The organism is Marinomonas aquimarina, assembly GCF_900089755.1.
Classification (GTDB): domain Bacteria; phylum Pseudomonadota; class Gammaproteobacteria; order Pseudomonadales; family Marinomonadaceae; genus Marinomonas; species Marinomonas aquimarina.
Genome location: NZ_FLOC01000013.1, coordinates 84821 through 110019, shown reverse-complemented (window position 1 = coordinate 110019; position 25199 = coordinate 84821). Strand labels below are relative to the sequence as shown.

The window sequence follows — 25199 nt, the reverse complement described above, 5'->3', positions numbered from 1 at the left end:
AAACAACACTAATGATTAAGCGATAGGCTGTATTGATATGACGACTAAAAAAAGCGATCGACGCACGGAAATATTACAAGCTCTTGCAGGCATGCTGGAAAGCAGCCCTGGAGCGCGTATCACTACTGCCGCCTTGGCGAAAGAAGTGGGCGTATCAGAGGCAGCTCTATACCGCCACTTTCCAAGCAAGGCGAAAATGTTTGAAGGGTTAATCGAGTTTATCGAGGAAACCCTGTTTACACGTATTAATCGTATCGTTCAGGACGAAAACGATATCAACCTGCGCTTGGAAATGATTCTGTTCTTAACCTTGAGTTTTGCAGAACAAAACCCCGGCATGTGTCGTTTGCTGACGGCAGATGCCTTAGCGGGTGAAACCGAACGCTTACGCGTGCGCATTGCGCAGCTGTTTGACCGCATTGAAACACAACTGCGTCAGATTATCCGAGAAGCGGAGCTGAAGCAGTCATTACGTCCAGTGATGGGGACAACGGCCTGCGCGAATTACCTATTGGCGTTACTAGAAGGGAAAATTCGCCAATATGTAAGAACCGAGTACAAAACTAAGCCATTACAAAATTGGCAGGAGCAATGGCAAGTCATCGCTCCAACATTAATGGTCGGCCACGCCTAAGCGCGGCCAGCCGTTAACTATACGCCGTATTGATCGCGGTAAGCTTTAACGGCTTCTAGATGCTGTGCAAACTCAGGTGAGTCCTGCTCAGAAAGGTAAGTCATGATGTCATTCAGTGACACAATGCTCACCACTGGCATGTTGAAGTCACGCTCAACTTCTTGAATCGCAGACAGTTCAGCACGACCACGCTCTTGGCGGTTAAGTGCAATCAAAACGCCTGCTGGGGTCGCACCCGCATGGTTGATGATGTCCATCACCTCGCGAATCGCTGTGCCCGCGGTGATCACGTCGTCGATGATCATGATGTTGCCTTCTAGAGGAGCCCCTACTAGCGTACCGCCTTCACCGTGATCTTTTGCTTCTTTGCGGTTAAACACGTACGGTGTATCAATATCATGGTGATCAAACAGAGCTACGGCTGTGGTCGTCGCCAATGGAATACCTTTGTAAGCAGGGCCAAAAAGAACGTCGAATGACACACCTGCTTCGACCAAGGCTGCAGCGTAAAAGCGGCCTAACTTAGCCAACGCTTGCCCAGTGCTAAATAGGCCTGCGTTGAAAAAATAAGGGCTCACACGACCCGATTTAAGTGTGAACTCGCCAAAACGCAAAACATTTTGCTCTATGGCGAACTCAATAAATTCTCTTTGGTAAGGTTTCATGCCGACTCCAGAAAGATGAAAAACTACAAACAAATTGCCTCTTGTCAGCAAAATATGCTTTCCTGACAAAGTATGGGCGCTAATATAACACACGGCTAGGAATTGTAGGGACCAGAAATGAAGGTCATCAGCCTTAATGTAAACGGTATAAAACAAGCTGCGGAACGTGGCTTCTTTGAGTGGATGGTGCGCCAAGACCCAGATGTAGTGTGTCTGCAAGATTTACAAGCAGATGAACGCAGCCTAAATGACAGCGTATTCTTCCCTCCAGAATTTAATGCCTACTTCTTTGATTCGATGGAAAACCCAGACGAAGCAGGGGTAGCCATTTATTGTAAAGCCATGCCGAAAGCCATTATGACAGGCATGGGCTTCCCAGAATGCGACTTCGAAGGCCGCTTTATTCAAGCCGACTTCGACAAGGTCAGCATCGGCTCCTTCTTAACGCCACACGGCTCCAACCATGAAGAAGCGCTACAGGAACATAAGTACCGCTTTATGGAAGGGTTTAAGAATCACTTGATTAAAACCCGCCGTAAACGTCGCGAGTTTATTTTCTGTGGCACCACCAATGTGGCACGTTCGCCGATCGATGTGAGCAGCTGGTTCGTCAATCAACGTAATTCTGGTTTCTTGCCAGAAGAGCGTAAGTGGATTAATGAAATCTTCAACGATCACGAATACATTGATGCTTTCCGTCAGGCCAACAAACAAGATAAGCAATATACTTGGTGGCCAGATTACGAGCGCGCTTGGAAACTGGACGAAGGCGGTCGTTTGGATTACCAAATAGCCACCCCGGGCCTAAAGCACATCATTCAAGGCGGCAGCGTTTATAAAGGTCAGCGTTTCTCTGATCACGCGCCTTTGATCATGGAATACGACTTGGATTAAGCCTCTAAGTCAGCGATAAAAAAAGCCCAGCGGCTCTGTAAGAGCGCTGGGCTTTTTCGTGTAGGGGATGAGAGCAGAGCTTAGGCTTGCTCTAGTGACGCCACATGAACGGTAAAGCGCAACTGATGCATCTCCCCCGCTTTAATTTTATAGGCATTCGACAGGGCATTAGCCGTCTCAATACAGACAAAGCGACGATAGTCCTCTTCCTCCATGTCGGCACGCAGCTTCGCCAATGCTTCACCTGGGTTCCATAATACTTTTGAGCGTGCCCCTTCGGACTCGATAATCAACTTACGGCCTAGGATCGGGTCATGCAATGCCACTTGTTCGGGCGCATCTAGGTAGACACGATCCAATTCCTCACAAGGGCTCACAACGCCTTTTTGCGTTTTCTCTTGGCCCTCATCAAACTTGTCGACGTAAGTTACCCCATCAAGGCCATGCACTTGAGCGGTCTGGTTATCGCCAATATGGAAGTAAGTGTGTAACGCCTCAGAAACGGACATGTCTTTGTCCGACAAATTGGCGGCAGAAAAATTAATACTGAAGCCTTCGCCTAAGCGGAACACTTGGCGCAGTTCAAACGCATGGGGCCACATTTCTTCGATTAATGGATGGTCTTCTGAAGCCAAACGAATCACGATTTTGGCATCACCATTCTTGAAACGTCCCACCTCGACCAATTGCCAACGGAAGTAGCGTGCCAAGCCATGGGCCGGTAAATCATCGTCCTCTGTGTTGGCGCCAAACCACGGCCAACACACGGGTACTCCGAAGTGGCGACGACCAAAGCGGGTTTGCGCCCCTTCGTTCTCTGATTGGAACAGGAGGTCAGCTTGTCCAGTTGGAACGAAGCTCACCAAATGCCCACCCCACAAGGCAATGCGGGCCGTGTAGCTAGGCTGATCGATGATAATTTCATCGCATTCTCTAAGGCTGCTCGGGCGAATTTCACCGCCCAATTCCTCAAGCTCGCGTATCAGCTGAGCGTCCATTTATGGCTCCAATTTTTCTCTTTGATTGGCTCATATTAGCCCTTCACGCCCCGATTACAATAGTTTGGCGTAATGCTGAACATTCAAATCACAAAATCCCAAATGAATACCAAAAATTACTTACTTATTGGCACGCTTTAGGCTATAACGCAAGCTTGTTACGGCTAGGATAAACGCGAGCAAAATCGCTCACTTGAACTATCCTTGTTCGATATCCTTTTGTTATTTCGTCTTATTGAGATCATCGCATTATGAGTGATTTTTTTGACCAAAAGTCAGTGATTGGTAACGCCGAATGGTGTGCCTTCCCATCCTTGAACATCCCTGCCATCAAAGCACGGGTGGATTCAGGGGCTAAGACATCTTCCTTACACGCCGTAAACATCCAATCGTTCCAGCGCGCTGGGCAACTGTGGGTCACATTTGAAGTACACCCTATCCAAGACAGCCGCAAAGTAGTGGTTTATTGTGAAGCTGAAGTCATTGATCAACGGGTTATCAAAAGCTCCAGCGGTGACCGCGAGAAACGCTACGTGATTCGCGTACCATTGCAACTGGGCGAGCGCACTTGGGACGTTGAACTTACCCTAACAGACCGTGACAGTATGGGATTCCGCATGCTGCTAGGTCGCGAAGCCATGAATGGCCGTTTGTTGGTGGACCCTCAAGTCAGCTGTATCTTCGGCGATCGCCCACAAGAAACCTTGGCCAAGCTTTATGAAACCCCAGAAATCCGTGAAGGTGGCTTACGCATCGGCGTCTTAGCCAGCAACCCTGATCTGTACAGTAACCGCCGCATCATTGAGGCGGGTGAAGCCATGGGCCACGAAATGCAGTTTTTGAACGTGCGCCACTGCTACATGAAATTGGATGCGACCACACCAGAGATCCACTACCGTGGTGGTCGTATTTTGAATGACTTAGACGCCGTGATTCCTCGCATTCGCCCGAGCATGACGTTCTATGCCTGCACCTTACTGCGTCAATTTGAATCACTCGGTATTTTCTGTTTAAACGATTCAACGGCAATCGCCCAATCCCGTGACAAACTGCGCTCGCTGCAATTGCTGCTGGAACATGGTTTAGCGATTCCGACCACTGGTTTTGCTAACTCACCACTGGATACCACAGACCTTATCAACATGGTCGGTGGCGCCCCCTTGATCGTGAAATTACTCGAAGGTACACAGGGTAAAGGCGTGGTGTTGGCGGAAACCAAAAAAGCCGCTGAGTCTGTTATCAACGCCTTTAAGAGCCTTAATGCCAATATCTTGGTACAAGAGTTTATTAAGGAAGCCAGCGGTAAAGACCTGCGTTGCTTCGTGATTGATGGCAAGGTGGTGGCGTCGATTCAGCGTGTCGCTGCACCAGGGGAATTCCGCGCTAACATTCACCAAGGCGGTCGTGCCGAGCTTGTCAAAGTGACCGCAGAAGAAAAGCGCATTGCCATTCGCGCCGCGAAAGCCATGAACCTTAAAGTCGCTGGTGTGGACTTAATCCGCTCGAACAATGGCCCGCTGCTATTAGAAGTAAACTCTTCTCCGGGTCTACAAGGGATCGAAACGGCAACAAACGAAGACATCGCCTCGATGATGATTGCCGCCGTGGAAAAGCGCCTGCTAGGTAAGCTGCGTCAGCCATCCTGATGACATCTAAGCCATTAAAAAAGGCGCTAACACTCTGAGCTGTTAGCGCCTTTTTTATGTGCTGTGAAGCATTTTAAATACAGTTATCAGTCCGCAATCACCGTTTGGTTACGGCCATTATGCTTAGCATGGTACAAGGCACCATCGGCGCTCTCAATCCATTGCTCGATACTGCTGTGCTGCTTGCCTAGTTCGCTACAGCCAAGACTCACGGTAATTTTGATGTCGCCTTTATTACTGTTAAACACTCGCTGCTCGACTTGCTGACGAATTTTCTCGCAGTAGACCTTGGCCCCTTCTTTAGTGGTGTTGAGCAGCAATACACTAAATTCTTCCCCACCATAGCGACCGACGAAATCTCCGCGACGTGAAGCAGACGAGAGAATCTTCGCCATTTCCTGCAATACAATATCGCCAACGGGATGGCCATAGGTATCGTTCACATTCTTAAAGTGGTCAATGTCTGCCATCACCAAGCAATGCGGTCCACTGTTGCCCACGGCAAACGAATCAAACGTGAGCTTAATGGCACGATCTAAACTGGCTCGGTTATTTAACTCAGTCAGTCCATCCGTCTTACTCATTTGATCCAGTTTACGGTTGGCGGCCGATAATGCAGCTTTGTTGACGGCCACATCGGTCAAGTCATACACCACCAAGCACAAGTGATCGACGCTACCATTGGCATTGTTAATCGGGCGAATCACAACATTCTGAAACATGGTATCTGAAATGCTGGTCACGGAGCGATAAGACTTAAACGGAAACAAGCTTGCACGCTGCTCCCAAGAAATATAAATCGGGGTACGTAATGCAAACGCATTATCGAGTTTATGCTGTAACCAAGACTGGTTGATGGTTGGGAAAATATCGAATAAGGAGCAATTGCGCGCGTTACTCGAGCTCACACCAGAGTGGTTCTCCATAAAACCATTCCACAGCTCAACTTCGTACTTTGTATTGACCACCACGAGGCCGACATCGATATGCTGCAACATATCAAACAGCCAATGCAGCTCAGTCATCTCTGTTTGTGGCATCATCTCAATCATCCTCGACCAAATACGACAAAAGATTTTCCAGAACAGGGAGGGAATCTTCGGTGAACAACAACATCAAATCACAACTGATTTGGTAATTATCAACTTCATAGACAATTTCAACCGCGAGGGTGCGCTTCCATTGTGCTCGCTTCACATTAATCAGATCCGCGACTTTAATGTGCTGACCCAGCACCACCGGATGGCTGTAGCTGAAATCAATGTTCAGCTGGTCACCTAACGCCTTAATAAACGGGCCAATCAACACCGATGAAATGTCCATTTGCAGCTCAACCTCTAAGCTGCGGTCAATGTCCTCAGTCACATTGAGCAGTTTGGCCATATCAGGAAAGCTAGAATCCGAGAAGATCAACAAGGCTTCCATGGCAATCCCAGCACCGACAAAGCCTTGCGTCACGGCAGAACAGCGTTCGTTATTCATCGAGCCATAAGTCAGCGCCATTTGCAGCTCACTGACTTCAAGGATATTCACTTTCGGCACCGGCAGTTTAACAAACACGTTGAGCATATCCGCCAACACACTGGCCGCTCGCCCCATGGCAATGTTTGACACTTCTTGCAGACACTGACTTAACGAAAAGTCATCGGCGGCACTGCTTTCGACGACCAAGTGTGTACTGCTCGAGTCATCTCCTAGCAAATCAAAATGAGTTAATGCCTGTAGCAGAATGTCTTCGTCGACTGGTTTTTTGAGGAAGTCGAGTGCCCCTAGCTCTTTGACCCGCTGTAATGCTTGGGCTTGGATGTCACCGGACACGACCAACACTTTCGGTGCATTGGGCACAGCACGTAACGCTGCCAAGGTTTGATAGCCATCCATGATCGGCATATTCAAGTCCAGAAATAGGACATCAACATGATTCAACAAGATGTGATCAAGTGCTTCCTGACCGTTTGTTGCGAATTCAACTTGTGCATCCCACGCCTTCGGCAACACACGAGATAATTGCTTCCGTGCGATGCCAGAGTCATCACAAATGAGAATTTTTTTACTCATGAAAATACGACCGCCTAGCCTATAAAAAAATGAGCCTTACAGCTCATTTTTTCTACAAATGATTCACAAGTGTATCGCTTTCATAACACGATTTATAGCCTAATAAGAGTGGCTCTTATACTAGGCAAAAGAAAGCAGTGCCTCAGCGACTAAACACTCATCGTAACGCTCAGGTTTATCCTTGATTAGCGGCGTTTTGACCACTGACACACCCCACTTCGCAAGGGTCGCCATATCAAGCTCACCATAATCATAGTCCTGATCTAGCAATACCCAATTCAGTACCGGAGTATGCAGGTTTACCGTGGGCGATCCAAGCAACTTCACCAGCATGTATTCAATTCGCGCCATCAGTGTCCAGCCTAATTGCTCTGGGTCAACGCCCAAATTGGGGAGGTAGATCTTAGGGTTCGGATTGAGTATCACCGCTTGGGCGACACCAGACACCAATAAGTTCGCCATCAAACTGGTAAAAAAACTGCCTGGTGGGTAACAAATCAAATCCGCTTGTTCGATGCTATGACGACGATCTTCTGGCAAATAAGCAGATACAGGTCGCTCTTCTTCTAACCCCTGATTGAGCCAGATTTCGGAGATTGGCTGCGCCAAGGGTGCATGCTCTTTGCCGGTGATAAGGTGTTGCCCTAGAATCACGTCGCCCGACTGTAAACGCACGCCTAAGTGATGAGTATCGTCAACGATGGTGGTGACCTGTCCCAGCGTTTTCACCAAGCGCGAGAACAAAAATACAATCGGATCAAGCAGCTGCTGATGACCTAAGTAGCCCCCCGCAATGATCAGGTTCCCGACACTGGCACCGCGCAAATCAAAGTCTTCGGGTAAGTGCTTACAAAGACGCACCAGTTGCGTTTTGATCAGCGCTTTCATGGGCGCCACCACTGGCTGCATTAACACATGCGAGCCGTCTGCAAGTTGCGCTAATTCCTGCGCCAACTGCGCTGGACTGGCGTCATCACAGAGACGATAGCGGAACAATTCAAATACATCGGGTTGCCCCAGCACGGTTTCATCAGCCAAGGCCATGATGCGACTGCGTAAATCCCCTACCGCCGGCATGTTAAACGCTTGCCGCAGTTTGGCGGAACTGCCACCTGAATCAAACGGCGTGACCATATGAATGGAATGGTGCGTATAACGTTTTAATTCCCGAGAGATCTTATTGAGCGCGGAGCCGCCACTAAAAAACAACACGGAAGGCGCAAGCTCAGGCAAACTTTGGTAGCGGTGAATTCGTACTGAGTCAGGAATAATGAGTCGACGCGTAACATTTGCCATATAAAACTATCTACTTAAATCATTTTTAAAGATTACAACAGGTCTTGCTCTGCCTTGGTGTCAGACCAAAGCATGACACAATTGCGCCCGCTACGCTTCGCTTTATAAAGACTTTTGTCAGCTTGATCAAACACTTGCAATACAGATTCAGTCGCTTGCGTTTGCATACTCACGCCACAACTGACACTCAAATAACGATGTGGCGAAGCAGGATGCGGCACATCTTGGCTAAAGATATCCTCAACAATGGTTTGCGCAATATCAAGTGCCGTTTTGACCTGAGTATCCGGTAAATACACCAACAGCTCTTCTCCACCATAACGGATGGCAGCCCCCTCACTTGGGGTATTACGCTGAATCACCGCGGCCACCATTTTCAACACATTGTCACCCTGTAAATGGCCAAGCTGATCGTTATATTCTTTGAAAAAGTCCACATCAAACAACAAGATGGCAAAGTGTGACAGCATTTCCTCGTGGCTTGCATTCATCACAGTGGTGTCGAACGTTTTGCGGTTCAGTAAGCCCGTCAATGGGTCTATCTGAGCCTCATTCTCGACCTCAGACAAGGTACGTTTGAATTCTTGCTGGGCTTGAATCTGCTCGGTCACATCAGCAAAGCTGATTAAATCGGCGTGTTGGTTTTGCCAAATGATGGTATCTCGGGTGATGTCGTACCAACTCTGACTCTCCACATCCCAAAATGCTCCCTCCTCTGTATTCGCCTGATTCTCAAGCACCGCTTTAATATGATTCACTACGTCATCAGGAAAGCTCTCCAAGCTGGTCAGAGCTCGATTGGCAAACAGCTGTTTAAGGGCATCACTGCAGTACTGCAGCTGACCATCAATCAACACTGCAATCTTCATATGTGAATGCTTAATAATCGTCTGCAATTGCTGACTCGTCGTCTCAATCTGGGCTTGCTGTGTGGTGATGGTATTCATATAGCTCTGCAACTTTTTTACCAAGCTACCCAGCTCATTCTGGGCATCGAAAAATGCCACGTCTTCATCCGTAATCGTACGCTTCTGCCCCACTAAACCTTTTAATGCCTGCAAACGCCTAAACAGTTGACGGTGTAAGTAGCCAAGCAAGGAAAGGGCAACCAGCAGCTGCACGGCGAAGGCTAACACTAGGCCATCGATAAAACTTTGTGCATTCTCGGATAACTGTTCCGCTTGCTGCGCCACGTTAGCTTCCATGTCCATATACACTCGGTGCCCGAAATCGACCACATTCCCTAATAGGATTTTATTTTGTGTACTCAATCCTACGACTTCAGAGCGGTGTTGTTCCCGTTGTGCGAGCAAGTCAAACACACCTTTAGGGGAACTCAATAAAGGAGATAACTGCGCGTGAATCATCGGTGCGATACGATTTAGCTGCGTTAGCTGCTCTTTAAGCGTAAACACTATTTGATTCTGCTCATATAAATGCTTGGCGCTCAGCAAATGGTTCAGCTCCAGTAAGAGCTCATCCAAAGTCTCCTCGACCGCGGCTTGGCGTGCCCCCTTATGCGTTTGCACCACTTGACGTAAGGCACGCGTTACCTGCTCCTGCAGCGCTGCTTCCACTTGATCGAGCATCGCTTTGGACATCGACATACTGGTCACACTGGGCTCAACTTTCGCGACGATTTCAGTCAGGCGAGTGATTTGCTCATTACGATCCGTAAGCTTCAGCAAACTGTTTTGCAGTTCACTGATTTCATCTCGCACCTGAGACATCAGAATACGGCTATAAGCGGGAGAGGTACTGTTGGCGACTTCGTTCGCCAGATTGGACAACCGAGTAATGCTAAGCTGGGCACCATTGAGCACTTGCAACGCAGGTAACTCACGGTCCGACTGTAGCTTGACAGACTCACTTAACTTTAGGAAATAGAAAAAGCAAAGACCACCGGTACATAGCATCAACAGCACCATAATCAATACGGCGGCGGTTATCCTGATACGGAGGCTTTTGCGTAAGTGACCGGTTACTTCTGCCATAATTTCAAGCCTTTACTGCGAGACTGTCAGATTCTCTATACGCCCTTCAAGAGCCGGCATAATGGTGTCAAATTGCTCCAAATAATCGGACACTATATTCCACATTAGGCGCTGACTGCTGACCTTATCGGACACCACATTGCTATCAGTGAAATCATAGCCGTCACCACCATCAAACATATAATCAGAAATGGCCAAGGTGTATGCAGAAGCCGTCAATGGCTGACCTGAAGCATCTGTTAGGGAGACGATACGGCTTCCTACGGGGCGATTGGCATCGTACTGGTAACGTAGACCAGAGACTTGTAAAAAGCGTCCATCATAGCCCTCCACATCTGACACACCATGCTCCAATACCTGCTTTAACTTTGTCGGACTAAGCTTAACGACATAAACTGTACCGCCGAAAGGTAATTCTCGCTGTATATCACGACGCGTCAGCACATAGCCTGTTTCGTATTCACGGTAGCCGCGAATACTGCCACCTATGATGGCCGCAAAGTCTGCTTGGGTATATTGGCGCACAGCATCGACCACGATGTTGCCCCAGCTCGACTCGGCGCTTCTTAAGGTCTCCCGTAGGGAGTCCATTGGCCCAGCTAAGGTCGCTAGTTGTTGACCTAATACCACATCAAGCTGACTGGTATAACGACTGATGACACTGTTCATCAGCGCATCCGGCTGTTCGTCGGCTGTGTGCACCACTTCTGCAGAGACGGACTCAGCACTCATCTCAAGCACCACCATCTCATCATCCACACCGCCCGAAGCGATCACCAACGGTGATTCAGAAAGTTGTTTATCAACAACATCTTGCGTCACAAAGACCACATCGATATCCACAAGACTGTCGACTGGCACCTTTTTGAGGTAATCACGCTCTGTCACTAGGATCACTTTATCAGCACCACTAATACGCGCTTGATTCACCCATCGATTGATCTGCTCAGCACTCTCATACACCGCAGCAGTATTAAATAAAAAGGTGGAATTGATGCTTTCTGACACTGTCATCAGCACTGCGACATTAAGGTCTCCCACCGGCAAGATCACATAAGGCAGCACGCCTTCAACATTACTCATGGTACGTCGATCATGCAGATTAGACAGCACCATAGGGAATTGGGCTTTTGAACTCAGCAAGGTGACTTGATCAATCCCTTCGTTAAACTCACGACGGTTGACCGCCAACACATCCACCCCCATGGCGTTCATAATTGAGATCATGTGCGCCCCCTTGTCATAGACCGACAAAGGATTCGGCGAGAGGCTATCACCGCCATGAATAAACAAGACCGGCTCTTGGCCCTGCTTTAGGCGCTTCACGAAGGCAGACATCTTCGCTAGGGAGTAGCCGTTTTCTTGCGCAAACAGCTCAGGCACATTAGAAGTAAACACAACCTTCGCAGCCAGTGCACTGTTGCTGATCAAGCAGATCAGCACCAAGAGCGAGAATATTCCTTTCATTGAACTCTATGCCTCGTCAACATGTTAGTAACCCCGTTAAAGCAGATTACCAAGGTTCTGTGGAGTACTGATGACAGCCCCAAGAAAATTTAACTATGCTTTTTCCCCAACCAGAGCTCAATCACTTCACCGAGGCGGTCTTTTGAGATCGGCTTGGCTACATGATCGTCCATCCCCGCATCGAAACAGAGTTGATCGTCTCCTTTCATAGCGTTGGCGCTTAAAGCAATCACCGGAACACCTTTCGGTGTGGCACTGCTAGGATCCAGCTCGCGAATGGCGCGTGTGGCTTCATAGCCATCCATCACCGGCATTTGGCAGTCCATGAAAATCAGGTTGTAAGTGGTCTCTTTCAGCATAGCCAACGCCACTTCACCGTTTTCCGCGACCTCAACCGTCAAACCAAACAGACCCAAGATGCCCTTCGCCACGATTTGGTTGGTTAAGTTATCTTCGACTAACAGTACCAATGCTTGCTGCTCAGGCGCTGACGACGGTTCTTCTAGGTTTACCGCATCAGACTCTTCTTCCTGTAGCAGAGCGTTTTCAATCGCAGCGTACAATGCTCGTCGATGCACAGGCTTGTACACTGAAGCAGCAAAACAGGACTCTGGCGGCTCCGACTGCTTATTTTGGCCCACCAGCTCAATCACCGGCCCTTGCAGCGAGGCCAATTTTTCTCGGGTAGACTCATTCAGCATCTGCTCATCTAACAAGATAATGTCTTGTGCCGAGGCATGCGCCATATGATCTAGAGTATCAAGATAGGTAACTTGGCAGTTCCAAGCGCTCAACAATGCTTTTACATAGGGCAAATCCGACTAAGTTTGGCTCACTAGATAAATAGTGCCGAGTGACTGCCATACTTCATGCTCAGGATTAACTGGTTTATCTTGTACCGTTAAATCCAGCTCAAACCAGAAGTTCGCCCCTTGCCCCAGTTGGCTTTCAACATTGATACGCCCCGCCATGGCATCCACTAACTCTTTACTAATCGCAAGACCTAGACCCGTACCGCCATAACGGCGTGTGGTCGAGGTGTCCGCTTGTTTAAAGCGCTGGAATAGACGTGCCTGTAGGTTATCAGAGATACCAATACCGGTATCAATAATAGCGATTCGATAAGTCGCCTGATCTTGCTCACGCTTGACCTGCTCAGCCACAAGACGCACCGATCCCCCGGTCCCAGTGAACTTAATCGCATTGCCTAACAAATTCAGTACAATTTGACGCACACGCAAGCGGTCAGCGTAGACCATGCATTCTGGCAATAAGCCGCTTGGTGCAATCAAATTAAGCCCTTTTTCTTCGGCTTTAATTCGCATCAAACTGGAAATATCTTCGAGCAGATCCTGCAGATCGAAATATTGTGGCTCCAGTTCCAGCTCACCGGCTTCAATCTTCGATAAATCCAAGATGTCGTTGACCAAATCCAACAAGGCATCACCGCTTTGATGAGCCAATTCCACAAGTTTCTGCTGTTCACTGCTTAACGACTTGCCTTGTAATAAAGACAAACTCCCCAGCATGCCATTTAAAGGAGTTCGGATCTCATGGCTCATGTTGGCTAGAAAACGGCTTTTGGCTTGGTTCGCGTCTTGCGCATCCAGCGTTGCCCGCTTCAGTTTCTCACCCGATTCACGCAACGCATTGTTGGCTTGGGACAGCTCTTTGGTGCGCACCGCCACCTGCCTTTCAATTTGCGCCGCATGACTAAACACCAAACTCAGCACCCAACCTAGTAAGCCGGCGACGAATAACCCGCCCACTAAAACAAAGTGCGTGCCCCAAGGCTGCTCAATAAACTTAGAATGGCTGACATGGACCAATTCCCAGCGATGCGCCCCCACCGGAATCATGGCACGATGCATGGCGGGGAACGTCCGCTCATTAAGCCCTTGAATTAAGTCTTCAACAGACAATGAAGCGTTCGCGCTTGAAGCTAAAATATAGGGCTGCTGACTGGCCTGGCGATCCACCAAATACACTTCAATATTGGCTAATTGGCTGCGTTCTAAAATACGCGCAGAGATATCATTGATTTCAAATAACGAAGTGGCCATCGCGTATAATTTTTGATTTTTATACGCGGGTAAAAACATTAGTACGGCTTTGGAATTTTGCACCAAGTTAATCGCCGACGTGGGAACCGCCGAGTTTAAACGGATTGCATTTTTAATGGCTAAACGACGTGACTCTTCAGAATAGACGTCAAACCCCAAAGCCTTAAGGTTTGGTTCAAGTGGATAAATCAAACCCACCGACACATATCGGTCACGGGCACTCACAGGCTCCATCTCACCAGCCGCATTTCTTTGCTGCACTTGAAATGGAAAACCATGCAAATCGGCCATCTCTGCTTCGTACTGAGAGAGTTCTAGGCCATCTAATACATGATTAATCGACAGCGCTTTGATGGCCCGATCCTGACTCATGATGCTTTCGCTAAAATCATGAAACTCCTGAGCACTGACAGAACCACTGCCACGTACATAGCCTGCCATGCTGTACAGAATGTCGACTGAGTTTTTAATGCGTTCACTTAATAGGGTAGAATTCAAATCAGCATTAGATTCAAAGGCTTGGCGCTGTTTGTTGAGCTCAAAGTAGGCGGTTGAAACCGACAGAATCGCAGTGGTCAGAAAGACAATAAAAAGGGCTAGAAACACCCGCGCAGGGTGATCGTAATAGACTGAAAATTGCTTGCGGAACAACACCGCTAGCCACGGCACGACGACAACTACGCCCACCGAATCCCCTAGCCACCAGCTTAGCCAAGTCAGCAATACCTGTTCGCGTTGAATAATATCGTGAGTGTACAGAATCATAGACCCTGTACTAGCACTCACCAAACAACCCAGTGGACCAGCGAGTACAATAAAACTGAGCACGTGGCGAATATTGTAAAACTCTAGCGTTTTGCCAATAAACAAGCGTACCAGCGCATAACTGAGGGTGGTTTGCAGAGCACTACCCGCAGCAATCAGCATAGGCACCAGAAAGCTGATCTCTCCAGAGTTACTATAGCCAATACTAATATTAACTAGCGTAGAGCCTAAAAACACACCCAATACAGGTGTGTAGCCAGCTAAGATACAGGCAGCGATCGCCACACCTGATGCCGGCCAAATGACGGTAGCGTACCCTGGAGGAATCGCAAAGACCTGCCCCAACCAACCAGCCAAGAAATAACTTAAAGCCGTTAAAAGAATCACTTTTAAGACACGCGCCATCTACGCTACTACCTTCCTTCAATCCTTATTTATTTGAGCGCTCATCACGATAAGCCCCAAAATCCTCAGCATGACCAGCTATCGCGGTGCAGTTAGAAATATAGCAAACCTAATAGTTTAAATATAAAAAAAGTTGAAACATTGTGTAAAAAGCCAACTCTATTTTCCTCCAATTCAAAATCAACCACTTAAACAGACAACAAGGTTGCCATCTCTGACGAATTGATTGAAATCAAAAACGTTCTCTTTTACATTGCTATACTCGCAAAGCTTACGAATAGCTGACAATTGCAGTTAGAAAACAAATGGATTTGTTTTGATGAAGACAAGACGTCTTCCGATTATGTGCTCGACACGATGTCATGCCGCAATCCCTCATCTCATCTTCCTTTCTTTCTACCTAATGAACGGCTTATTCAAGCTTGCTTCCCTCGAGGAAGAGGGTACTCCTTCACTAATGTCTTGGAAGATGACAATGAAAAAACCATTACTACTGCTCGCAACTACGGTCACTCTCACCGGTTGTGCTGGCATCATGCCAACTAAATCTGACCAGCAATTCTCCTCAGCTGTCCACTCTGGCGATTACACAACGGCGGCGCAATTTGCACTGGAAGAGTCTGGCTATGACCCTGAGACTCAAACCGTCTCCGATATCCTTTGGGCGATTGAAGCAGGCGCCATTCTAAACTATGCCGGTGACTATGAGCTTTCCAATCAAGTATTTGACGCCTCAGAAAAGTCCATGAAAGAAGTCGACCAAGAAAGCACTGTCAGCAATTTGCTGCAGACTGGCTTATCAATGGTAGGCAATGACGCTTTCCTAGATTATGAGCAAACCCTATATGATGGTGTTATGACAAACACCTACAAAGCTTGGAACTTTATGCACGCGGGGGATTACAACAACGCTCGAGTAGAATGGAACCGAGCCGAAGAGCGTCAACGCCGAGCAGCAGAGTTTTTTGCTGAGCAAATCAAGCAGCAAGAAGAAGCGTTAGAAGGCGAACAAGGAGATAACAAGTTTGATCCTGCAGAGTTCGTTGCCAAAACACTAGACAGTGCCGAAACTCGCAAGATGTTGGAAGCTCAAGGCGTCACATTTGATCAGTGGAAACCCTATGAAGGTTACGTTAACCCATACACAACTTATTCATATGGCCTTAACTTACTCCTAAACGGAAAATCTGCTTCGGATTACAACAAAGCGGCAGATGCTTTTAAACGCGTCTACGGCCTGACCAACTCAAAACAAGTCAAAGCCGATTTAGATTTGGCTAAGAGCCTTGCCAAAGGCCGCAGCTCTACCGATAACATGGTTTGGGTCATTTTTGAAAATGGCGAATCCATGGTCAAAGAGGAGTTCCGCCTAGACTTACCATTATTCCTATTTACCGAAGACGTCGCTTACACAGGTATTGCATTACCGCGCCTGAAAGCCCGTGAGCAAGCATTTCCGAGTATTCAAGTAGAGGGTGTTAAGACAGAAGTGATTGCGGATATGGATAAAATCATCGGTGCTGAGTTTGAGAAAAACTACAACTCAATTCTAACTCGTGAAATCACCAGAACTCTCCTTAAAACGGTGGCACAGAAACAAATTAATGACAGCAACCCTCTAGCGGGATTTGCCACGGGCATGCTGCAAAGCGCTGTTACTAGCGCCGATACGCGTACCTTTACCTCATTACCAAAGCAATACCAAACCGCTCATGTGAAACGCAAAGGCGATACCGTCAAGGTGAAAGCGGGTAATTTCGAGATCCCTGTAGCACTCGATACGAGCGCTACAAGCCACATTATTCATGTCAAAGCGGTAAGCCCGACAACAGAACCTCTTGTCCGTGTGATCAACCTGTAAGGAAACTAAAAATGTTGAAACTAAAAACTCTAGCCGCCACATTACTGGCGCTTAGCATTACTGGCTGTACCACACCCACTGCTTACATCAATGCAGAAAGCAAAACAGAGAACATTGTTGCCGGACTGTCGTATGCAGACTTCAAGGGCGCGGCCGACTCCATGGCAGACGAAATCATCGCTAATAAGATGCTAGACCACCCAGATGAGCGTGGCCGCTACATTATGTTCGTATCGGATATCACCAATGACACCATGCAGCGCATCGATACCGACCAACTCGCAAAAACCATCCGCGTTAAGTTAACCAACAGTGGCAAGTTCTTAATTACCAATGCCTTTACTGGCGGTGACAAAGCCGTTGCCGAGATGCGCCAGCTAAAAGACTCAGAAATGGTCAAACAGTCTTCGGTGAAGGGTGCCGGCCAAGTGTATGCCCCAGACTTCAGTCTGTCTGGCAAGATCATGCAGCGCAACAACACCATGGACAATAACGATACTCGCATTGAGTACTACTTCCAGCTGTCACTCACCAACCTTGAAAATGGCCTTTCATATTGGGAAGGCGAGCGTGTCGTCGGCAAAGTCGCCGATGGTGACACGGTTTCTTGGTAGCCACAGATTAGAAAGGAATCATATTATGAAATACACCGCGATAGCACTTGCTGTCGCGTTGGCCGCTTTCAATGCCAACGCAAATGACGAATCATCCGATCTTGACTCAATGGATTCTTTAGATAGCTCAATAGAGCTAGCTGATGAATCATTTGATGAAGACTTTGAATACGATCTAGATGAATCTTTTGAAGAAGAAAGCTTCGTAGCCAGTGATGATGAGACCATGACAGCTGAAGACGAGCAATCTGCATTTGGGGAACAATCAAAAGACTCCGTTAGTGAGGTCAAAAGCCCTCGTAAAGAAATCAAATCATTAATGGACCAATACAAAATTGATGTTGAAACTCAACTTAACGAAGCAGGAAAAAGCCATTTAGTAAGCTTAACTACAGGAACCGCAGCTGTCGGCGTAGATAAAGCGAACCCTGACTGGTCTCGCTACCGTGCGAATGCTATTCGACGTGCAGTAGCTGATGCCAAACAATCCCACCTAGAAAACTTAAACACCAGTACTCGAAACAGCAGCATTACGGAATTTTTCCAGGATGAAGGCGCTCCTACTCCGACTGCAGACGACTTTAAGTCTGAATCTAGAATGGGCAGTGTTTATGAAAAAGCTGTCGCTCTGATGGAAGCAAAACTTGATTCCGCACTTGAAGAAGAAGGCATAGATCCCGAAACATTCAAAAGTGCAAGTAAACAGAAGAAGCAAGAGCTGATGCGCGATTACTTCGCTGAAACAACGATTACAGAGGCATTTGGCGACATGTCGGGCATGTTTGTCATTAAGACCTTTGAAATGTATGACAACAGTGGCAAAGGTCGCATTGGGGTCGTGTTAGCGAAATCCCTAAAAAAAAGAGATCAGTTAAAAGCGCTTATCGAATCTAAAGGTCAAGTGAAGCCAGATGTTGCAATGGCTAATCCAGCATTCTCAAATATTCAAGCAGCATTGAGTTCAAATAAAACACCTTATTTAGAATATGGCACTTCAGTTGAATACGACGATAAAGGCTACCCGATGATCATTTCGTATGGGCAAGCAGGCGTAAGATACACAGATAACGATCGCCTAATGGACAAGAAAATAAAGGCTGCCTATAAGCAAGCTCGATCAAATGCTCTGGCTAATCTTGCACAAACTTACAACATGAGCGGTAACTTCGTTGGAAAAGTGTCAGAGGAGCGCAGTGACGTGCAAGAAGTCGTCCATACCTTAGCGAACAGCACATCCGTATCAACAATGGATCCAGGTTCAGTAGAAACCCTACGTACAGTAATTGATCAAGCAGCTAAAATGACTTCCTCAATACAAAACCTAAATGGTCTGCGTACGGTGAACAAGTGGGAAATGAGTCACCCGATCACTGGCCATGAAATGGTTGGTGTTGCCGTTGTCTGGCACCCTATTCATGTACGTAATGCTGAAGCGATGCAAAGTGGAAAAACTGCAAAGCAAATCGAAGATGCTCAACCGAGAAAAGAATCAGGCATCCTAACAACACAGCAATCCAAATCGCGTTTTAATGCGGCAGACTTCTAAGATGACTAAAGGATTAACCTTATTGGCTGCTAGCTTGATAGCAGCCATGCCTGCCTTTGCAGGTATCGAATCCATTCAAGTCACGGGAGAAGGTCCCAATCGCGATGCCGCGATTGATGCGGCATTGATCAGTGCCGTCGAACAAGTGGTTGGGGTTGATATCAAAAGCGAACGCTCATCGGTCGATGTCTATCAAGAAAACGAAACTGGCTTTGAATACACCGAAGCCAGTACGGGTGGCGCCAGTTACAGTAGTTCAGGAAGCACGACCTACCGAGTGCTAACGGAAAGCTGTAGCGGCGGTTTATGTAAAGTTCGACTTCAAGCAAACGTTGAGTATGACGATGATAAAAGGCGTCAACAAAACCTCAAAGGAATGAATGCCAACCGTCGTACTCTTGCGATCGAAAGCTTCTCTGGTAATTCTCATGCACGAGCCCTGAGCAAAGCTTTGGAAGCCAGATTTGTACAAGATCGCTTATTTAGTGTGGTCGCAGATCAAAGCAAACCAGGGGTTGACTACGTCTTACGCGGAAAAGTGCTGGAAGCCAAAACCTCCAGACAGATCATAGATACTCGTAAGACCTTAGAACTGACTGGAGAGACCGTTGGCAGCAAATCAACGCAGTACAGCAGTAAAGTCATTGTTGAATACCAAATGGTTGATTTAATTAATAATCAGATCAAATGGAGTGCCAAAGTACCAACCACCTCTAGTCGCGACAACTTGCCGCTGCTGATTGATATTTCCAGCCGTAAAATCTTTGATCAGTTAAAAGATAATATTTATCCGCTGATCCTACTCAATACCAGTGATGGCAACTTAGTCCTGAACTCCGGTGGCAAAACCGTGCAAGAAGGTGAGCTCTTCGATATTTATGCGGTTGGAGAGGAAATGTTTGACCCCTATACAAAAGAAAGTCTGGGCTACACTGAGAACAAAGTCGGGCGAGTCAAAGTCGACCGAGTTCAGTTTAAGACGGCCTACGTTTCGGTGGTCAGTGGCAGCAAGGAAGCGATGTTAGATCTCCCCATCGCTAGACGCTTTACACCTAAAGCTAAGGTATCACCTAAGAGAGCGACAAAGCAGGCTTCTACTGCGCCCATAGAGCGTACCAGCGGCATCATTATAGGTGGCTAACGTACTCTCTGCTAAAACGCAAAAAGCGCTTAGTGAAGAGGTTTCACTAAGCGCTTTTTTTATGTTCATCGCAGAAACAAAAAAGCCCCGCATTTAGCGAGGCTTTCTGTAGCAATGGTGCCCAGAGGCGGAATCGAACCACCGACACGGGGATTTTCAATCCCCTGCTCTACCGACTGAGCTATCTGGGCAAAACTTGCAACGGTATGACACCGTATTCTTACTAAAAGTAAGCATTTAGCTAACTTTTATAATAATGGTGCCCAGAGGCGGAATCGAACCACCGACACGGGGATTTTCAATCCCCTGCTCTACCGACTGAGCTATCTGGGCAAGTGCGGCGTATTATAGATAACTCATTTTACCCGTCAACACTTTTTTTAAAATTTTTATAGTTAAGTTAGGATATTAGCGCGCTCTGGTATGATAAAAAGATCTGAAGGAGAGGCGAATATGCTACACATTGTTTTGTATCAACCAGAGATTCCACCTAACACGGGCAACGTGATTCGCTTGTGTGCCAACACAGGCTACCAATTACACTTAATCGAGCCACTGGGCTTTGATTTAGATGAAAAGAAAGTCCGTCGTGCAGGCTTGGATTATCACGAACTGGCCAAGGTAAAACGCTACCCTAATTGGCAGGCCTTTCTCGATCAAAACCAAGGTCAGCTCGGCACCATCTACGCTTTGACAACTAAAGGTAGCCACACTCACTCTGAAGCGGCGTTTAAAGCAGGCGATGTGTTGGTATTTGGCCCAGAAACGCGTGGTTTGCCAAACGATTTCATTGAAGCCTTGCCCTATAGCCAACGCCTGCGCTTGCCGATGCAAGCCGGTTCACGTAGTTTAAACCTCTCAAATACCGTTGCCGTTATGGTCTATGAGTCATGGCGCCAACTGGATTACGCCATGCCCAGCTTAGACTAAAGAGACAGGATTATGATGCTAGGAAAGCTGATCCATCATAAAAACCGTTCACGTTTGCGTTACCGTAAACAGGTACACCTACATGCGGTCAAAGATCTCAAACGACGCTTTTTAATGCTCGCCAGTGTCGTGGCGGCGCACAGCGTCGCCATGGTCTACTTTGAAGATTTAGATTGGTGGCAGGCCTTTTGGTTGACCATGACATCAGCCAGCACCACAGGTTATGGCGACCTCTCAGCCGCCACTTTTTGGGGCCAATTTACGACGATTGTTTTGATTTACGGCTTAGGCATTACGCTGTTGGCACAGATCGCCAGTGACTACGTCGAAATACGCATCATGCGCAAAGAAATGAAGATCAAAGGACGCTTGGAGTGGAGCGATATGCAAGATCACTTATTAATCATCAATACCCCTAGCACGAATACGGAGCGTTACTTGAGCTTGCTGGTGCAGCAGATTTGCAACACCCCAGGGCTTGATGATGTCCCCATCCAAATCCTTACGCCAAAGTTCCCAGAGGGCCTGCCTGAGACGCTGCGCGCACAAGGTGTTGTGCATCATACAGGCGATGCCACCAGCCCTGGCATGCTCAACAGCGCAGGGGTAAGCGATGCTAAGTACATAGTGGTGCTTTCTCCAGACAGTTTGGACGCACACAGTGACAGCTTGGTATTTGATATTTTGCACCGTATCAAAGAAATCGGTAGCAAGGCCTTTATCCTAGCCGAAGCCATCGATGATGCGAACCGAGAGCGCTTTCGTCAATCAGGTGCCAAGGCCGTGATCCGTCCGGTGCGAGCGTATCCTGAGATGCTGGTACGCTCTTTGGTGGCACCCGGTACGGAGCAGGTGCTGGAAGACTTATTCCGCTATCAAGGGGATCACACGGTCCGTATCAATGTGTCACTGTATAAGGTGCGCTGGGCAGATGTGGTGACCGAATTGATTCAGCGAGACTTAGGCACCGCGATTGGCTTTGAAGACACCATGGGGAAAATTGTGACCCACCCTAAATCGAGCGAGTTCATCAGTTTGAATGCTTTGATTCTGTTAATTGGAGAGGATCAACTGGCCCCATCTAAAGAACAAGTCGCAGAGATGTTTGCTGAACACGTACGCCAAGCTCAAAAGTAGAACGCCAGAAACAAAAATGCCAAGCAAACGCTTGGCATTTTTTCTTACAGCTGCCCGGTTAGGACAAGGTACTTTTCCATCAACTGCTCTTCCGATTCCTTAAAGTTAGGATCGAGTGGGATACAGTCAACAGGACATACCTGCTGGCATTGCGGTTCATCATAGTGACCAATACATTCAGTACATTTAGACGGGTCGATCACGTAGATCTCCTCGCCTTGGCTGATTGCTTCGTTTGGACACTCTGGCTCACATACATCACAGTTGATGCATTCATCAGTAATCATTAGAGACATGCTGCTCTCCTAATAAATCCAATGCCTAGCGGCATTCATAAAATCAAGAACGCTTAGCGGCCGATGCTGCTTGATAGTGTTCGGTTAACACTTGCTTCACTTTCGGGTGAACAAACATACCGAAGTCACCGTTTAAAGAAGCAATTTCACGCACCAACGTGGATGAGATGTAAGAGTGTTTCTCTGACGGCGTCAGAAACAAGCTTTCTACATCCGGTGCAATGACGCGGTTCATGTTGGCCAATTGGAATTCATATTCGAAATCCGATACGGCACGCAAACCACGCACAACCACCTGACCATTTACCGAGCGCGTAAACTCTGTAAGCAGGTTATCAAAGCCAAGTACTTCCACATTGTCTAAATGCCCAAGTACATCCTTTGCTAATTGAATTCGCATATCGTGAGCCAATACTGGTCGTTTCTTCGGACTTGCCGCTACAGCAACAATAACCTTCGGAAACAGTTTCGCCGCACGTTCCACAAGATCTGTGTGACCGTTGGTAATCGGGTCGAATGTGCCTGGGTAAACTGCGATTGTACTCATAGCTCTAGTCCAAGTTAGTTTTATGTAAAGAACCCGACGATTCTTGGCTTACCTTTCGGCTGCGCATCATATAAGAATATGCAGCACTACTCAAATAAGCCGCTCTTTTGAGCGGCTTATTTCTTAAATTACAAACGGTGCGATGAACTGTTTCAGGATGGTAATCGCCAAGAAGATAAAGATTGGCGATAGGTCAAAGCCACCTAGTGAAGGGATAAAGCGATGACAGAAACGGTACAAAGGCTCACAGATCTGCATCACCAACAGTGCACCTGGATGGCTCGAACCCGGTGCAACCCAGCTCAAGATCACGGAAATCAGCATGGCCCAGAAGTACAGATCTAACAAGTGATACACCACCCCTGCAACGGTGTAAATCACATAATGCAAGGGTGCCAGCTGGTAACCTACAATCGCCATAATCGCGACAATAATAATGGCTTGCACCGCCAATGCTAGCACCACAGATGAAGTATCAATACGGCCGATCGAAGGAAGCACCTTACGCAACGGTTTTAATAGAGGGCTGGTGGCTTTCACCACCCCCTGACTAATTGGGTTGTAGAAGTCTGCTCGGCTTAATTGCAACACTAAGCGCAACAAGACAATAAACAAATACAAGTGACCGAGTGTTTTGACGATCAGAATTAATGGATCACCCATCGTTTGGCACCTACCTTAATTATTTGCTGGCGAACTCTTCGCCCAATTCTTTAGAACGCTTGGCACAGGCGTCTACCGCCGCCGTCACCAACGCTTCAATCCCCTGCTGCTCAAGTGTTTCGAGCGCCGCTTGGGTTGTACCATTAGGCGAAGTGATATTACGACGTAGTTGCGCAATATCATCGTCCAGCGTGGTCACCATCGCCGCCGCCCCTTTCATGGCATAGGTAGACAGCTTACGACTGGTTGCTTCGTCCAAGCCTTGCGCCATGCCCGCCTCAATCATCACTTCTAACACACGGAAGAAGTACGCTGGCGCACTGCCAGATAGAGCGGTCACGGTATGCATATGCGCTTCATTATCTACCCAGACATGACTGCCAAAGCTGTCAAAAGCATCCGCTACCCAAGCTTTCTGCTCGTCAGTCGTACGCGAGTTGGCAATCAAGCCTGACATGCCACTGCCCACCAACGCTGGCGTATTCGGCATTGAACGTACCACTGCGACCGGTTTCACTAACCATTTTTCTAGGGCATTAATCTCAATGCCTGCGGCAACCGAGACATACAGTTGGTCGTCACGCACCGCGTCCGCGAAGCCTTCGACAACCGACTGCAGCATGTTGGGTTTGACACATAGGAACACCACATCGGCTTGCGCCACTGCGTCTTGGTTATCTTCGTACATACGAATGCCAAAGCGCTGCTCAAGGTTTTTATGATCTTCGACATTAATCGAACTACCAACGATGGACTCACCTGCGTAGCCGCTTGCTCGCAAACCACCAATGATCGCAGATGCCATATTACCGACACCTACAAACGCAATTTTTAAACTCATTGTTCACCTATAAAACTGTAACTTATGCGAATTGGGTTCGCTGTTATGCGTAGTCGCGCGCACCAAAGATCGCCGTTCCCACTCGCACCATGGTACTGCCTGAAGCAATCGCTGCGGCGAGGTCTCCGGACATACCAATGGACAAGGTATCAACCTCTGGGTAGTGCTGCTGTAATGTCTCAAACGCTTGCTTTAATGGCGCATAGACTTGAATTTGCGCCGCTTCATTTTCCTGCGGCGCTGGAATCGCCATTAGGCCACGTAAACGCAAATTAGGCAGCTCTGACACCAGCTTAACCATGCTGTCTAACGACTCTAGAGCAATACCAGACTTCGATTCTTCGCCACTGACATTCACTTGAATGAGAACGTTGAGTGGCGGCATATCAGCGGGGCGTTGCTCACTTAAACGGCGCGCAATCTTGTCCCGATCAATGGTGTGCACCCAGGCCATGGTTTCCGCAATTTGACGGGATTTATTCGATTGAATCGGACCAATAAAATGCCACTCAATGTCCGCAAGCGAAGACAGCTGTTGGCATTTATCCACCGCCTCTTGAACATAGTTTTCACCAAACAAACGCTGCCCAGCCGCGTAAGCAGCCAATAGATCCGCGACCGGTTTGGTTTTACTGACCGCCAATAGACGCACACTTTCTGGCTGACGCTCAAAGCGTTGTGTTAATTCTGCGATCTCACAACGCACTTCTTGTAAATTCTCTGCGATGGCCACAGCTA

Annotated in this window: 23 protein-coding genes, 2 tRNA genes and 1 pseudogene; 10 read left to right on the top strand and 16 right to left on the bottom strand. The window is 47.7% G+C overall.

The genetic code is table 11. From position 1 onward, the window contains the following. Positions 1–37: 37 nt before the first annotated feature. A complete protein-coding gene (gene slmA, locus MAQ5080_RS11840) occupies positions 38–634 on the top strand; it encodes a nucleoid occlusion factor SlmA (RefSeq protein WP_067210490.1) in 597 nt (198 codons plus the stop codon). Between the two features lie 17 nt (positions 635–651). On the opposite strand, the gene pyrE is transcribed toward slmA, so the two are convergent. Then, entirely contained in the window at positions 652–1299 is a 648-nt protein-coding gene (pyrE, locus tag MAQ5080_RS11835; RefSeq protein ID WP_067210487.1) for an orotate phosphoribosyltransferase, read from the bottom strand. 117 nt (positions 1300–1416) lie between these two features. Here pyrE and MAQ5080_RS11830 point away from each other — a divergent pair, with 117 nt between their 5' ends. Beyond that, positions 1417–2193, top strand: a complete 777-nt coding sequence (locus MAQ5080_RS11830) for an exodeoxyribonuclease III (RefSeq protein ID WP_067210485.1) — start codon at positions 1417–1419, stop codon at positions 2191–2193. Positions 2194–2273: 80 nt separating this feature from the next. On the opposite strand, the gene MAQ5080_RS11825 is transcribed toward MAQ5080_RS11830, so the two are convergent. Continuing rightward, entirely contained in the window at positions 2274–3191 is a 918-nt protein-coding gene (locus tag MAQ5080_RS11825; protein ID WP_067210482.1) for a D-hexose-6-phosphate mutarotase, read from the bottom strand. 251 nt (positions 3192–3442) lie between these two features. Between MAQ5080_RS11825 and MAQ5080_RS17590 the strand changes: the two are divergent. Both MAQ5080_RS17590 and rimK read left to right on the top strand, forming a co-directional pair. Beyond that, positions 3443–3853, top strand: a pseudogene (locus MAQ5080_RS17590) (ATP-dependent zinc protease family protein); the annotation flags it as partial. Between the two features lie 69 nt (positions 3854–3922). Further along, positions 3923–4837 carry a 30S ribosomal protein S6--L-glutamate ligase gene (rimK, locus tag MAQ5080_RS11820; RefSeq protein WP_231870831.1) on the top strand — a complete coding sequence of 305 codons (915 nt, stop codon included), beginning with the start codon at positions 3923–3925 and terminating at the stop codon, positions 4835–4837. An 86-nt stretch (positions 4838–4923) separates the two neighbouring features. Here rimK and MAQ5080_RS11815 read toward each other — a convergent pair whose 3' ends face one another. The 7 genes from MAQ5080_RS11815 to MAQ5080_RS11785 form a co-directional block, all read right to left on the bottom strand. Beyond that, a complete protein-coding gene (locus MAQ5080_RS11815) occupies positions 4924–5880 on the bottom strand; it encodes a GGDEF domain-containing protein (protein WP_067332972.1) in 957 nt (318 codons plus the stop codon). A 1-nt stretch (position 5881) separates the two neighbouring features. Further along, positions 5882–6895, bottom strand: coding sequence for a response regulator (locus MAQ5080_RS11810; protein WP_067210474.1), 1014 nt, complete (start codon positions 6893–6895; stop codon positions 5882–5884). 120 nt (positions 6896–7015) lie between these two features. Next, positions 7016–8191, bottom strand: coding sequence for a GAK system CofD-like protein (locus MAQ5080_RS11805; protein WP_067210471.1), 1176 nt, complete (start codon positions 8189–8191; stop codon positions 7016–7018). A gap of 32 nt (positions 8192–8223) precedes the next feature. After that, entirely contained in the window at positions 8224–10185 is a 1962-nt protein-coding gene (locus MAQ5080_RS11800; protein ID WP_067210469.1) for a GGDEF domain-containing protein, read from the bottom strand. A 12-nt stretch (positions 10186–10197) separates the two neighbouring features. Beyond that, entirely contained in the window at positions 10198–11652 is a 1455-nt protein-coding gene (locus MAQ5080_RS11795; RefSeq protein WP_067210466.1) for a bifunctional metallophosphatase/5'-nucleotidase, read from the bottom strand. 89 nt (positions 11653–11741) lie between these two features. Further along, a complete protein-coding gene (locus MAQ5080_RS11790; RefSeq protein WP_156496572.1) occupies positions 11742–12446 on the bottom strand; it encodes a response regulator in 705 nt (234 codons plus the stop codon). Between the two features lie 27 nt (positions 12447–12473). Then, positions 12474–14885 carry an ATP-binding protein gene (locus MAQ5080_RS11785; protein ID WP_067210461.1) on the bottom strand — a complete coding sequence of 804 codons (2412 nt, stop codon included), beginning with the start codon at positions 14883–14885 and terminating at the stop codon, positions 12474–12476. 475 nt (positions 14886–15360) lie between these two features. Between MAQ5080_RS11785 and MAQ5080_RS11780 the strand changes: the two genes are divergently transcribed. From MAQ5080_RS11780 to MAQ5080_RS11765, 4 genes are read left to right on the top strand one after another with little or no spacing between them, the layout of a single operon-like run. After that, positions 15361–16746 (top strand): COG3014 family protein, encoded by a 1386-nt coding sequence (locus MAQ5080_RS11780; protein WP_067210458.1) that lies wholly within the window; start codon positions 15361–15363, stop codon positions 16744–16746. Positions 16747–16757: 11 nt separating this feature from the next. Further along, positions 16758–17360, top strand: coding sequence for a penicillin-binding protein activator LpoB (lpoB, locus tag MAQ5080_RS11775; protein WP_197464611.1), 603 nt, complete (start codon positions 16758–16760; stop codon positions 17358–17360). A 25-nt stretch (positions 17361–17385) separates the two neighbouring features. Beyond that, positions 17386–18906 carry a DUF6844 domain-containing protein gene (locus MAQ5080_RS11770; RefSeq protein ID WP_067210455.1) on the top strand — a complete coding sequence of 507 codons (1521 nt, stop codon included), beginning with the start codon at positions 17386–17388 and terminating at the stop codon, positions 18904–18906. Position 18907: 1 nt separating this feature from the next. Beyond that, complete coding sequence (locus tag MAQ5080_RS11765) at positions 18908–20047, top strand: hypothetical protein (RefSeq protein WP_067210452.1); 1140 nt, start codon at positions 18908–18910, stop codon at positions 20045–20047. A gap of 115 nt (positions 20048–20162) precedes the next feature. On the opposite strand, the gene MAQ5080_RS11760 is transcribed toward MAQ5080_RS11765, so the two are convergent. Then, positions 20163–20238, bottom strand: a tRNA-Phe gene (locus MAQ5080_RS11760). A gap of 66 nt (positions 20239–20304) precedes the next feature. Next, positions 20305–20380 (bottom strand) — tRNA-Phe (locus MAQ5080_RS11755). A gap of 120 nt (positions 20381–20500) precedes the next feature. On the opposite strand from MAQ5080_RS11755, the gene trmL reads away from it, so the two are divergent. Together trmL and MAQ5080_RS11745 are read left to right on the top strand one after the other, a co-directional pair. Beyond that, positions 20501–20977 carry a tRNA (uridine(34)/cytosine(34)/5-carboxymethylaminomethyluridine(34)-2'-O)-methyltransferase TrmL gene (trmL, locus tag MAQ5080_RS11750; protein ID WP_067210450.1) on the top strand — a complete coding sequence of 159 codons (477 nt, stop codon included), beginning with the start codon at positions 20501–20503 and terminating at the stop codon, positions 20975–20977. Between the two features lie 12 nt (positions 20978–20989). After that, entirely contained in the window at positions 20990–22114 is a 1125-nt protein-coding gene (locus tag MAQ5080_RS11745) for a potassium channel family protein (protein ID WP_067210447.1), read from the top strand. Positions 22115–22158: 44 nt separating this feature from the next. Here MAQ5080_RS11745 and MAQ5080_RS11740 read toward each other — a convergent pair whose 3' ends face one another. The 5 genes from MAQ5080_RS11740 to MAQ5080_RS11720 form a co-directional block, all read right to left on the bottom strand. Further along, complete coding sequence (locus MAQ5080_RS11740; RefSeq protein ID WP_067210444.1) at positions 22159–22410, bottom strand: YfhL family 4Fe-4S dicluster ferredoxin; 252 nt, start codon at positions 22408–22410, stop codon at positions 22159–22161. Positions 22411–22453: 43 nt separating this feature from the next. Beyond that, the gene (gene coaD / locus MAQ5080_RS11735; RefSeq protein WP_067210442.1) at positions 22454–22957 is read right to left on the bottom strand and encodes a pantetheine-phosphate adenylyltransferase; all 504 of its coding nucleotides are present in this window, start codon (positions 22955–22957) and stop codon (positions 22454–22456) included. Between the two features lie 123 nt (positions 22958–23080). After that, complete coding sequence (locus MAQ5080_RS11730; RefSeq protein ID WP_067210439.1) at positions 23081–23620, bottom strand: YggT family protein; 540 nt, start codon at positions 23618–23620, stop codon at positions 23081–23083. Positions 23621–23639: 19 nt separating this feature from the next. Continuing rightward, positions 23640–24461, bottom strand: a complete 822-nt coding sequence (gene proC / locus MAQ5080_RS11725) for a pyrroline-5-carboxylate reductase (RefSeq protein WP_067210437.1) — start codon at positions 24459–24461, stop codon at positions 23640–23642. A 43-nt stretch (positions 24462–24504) separates the two neighbouring features. Continuing rightward, entirely contained in the window at positions 24505–25194 is a 690-nt protein-coding gene (locus MAQ5080_RS11720) for a YggS family pyridoxal phosphate-dependent enzyme (RefSeq protein ID WP_067210435.1), read from the bottom strand. Positions 25195–25199: the final 5 nt, after the last annotated feature.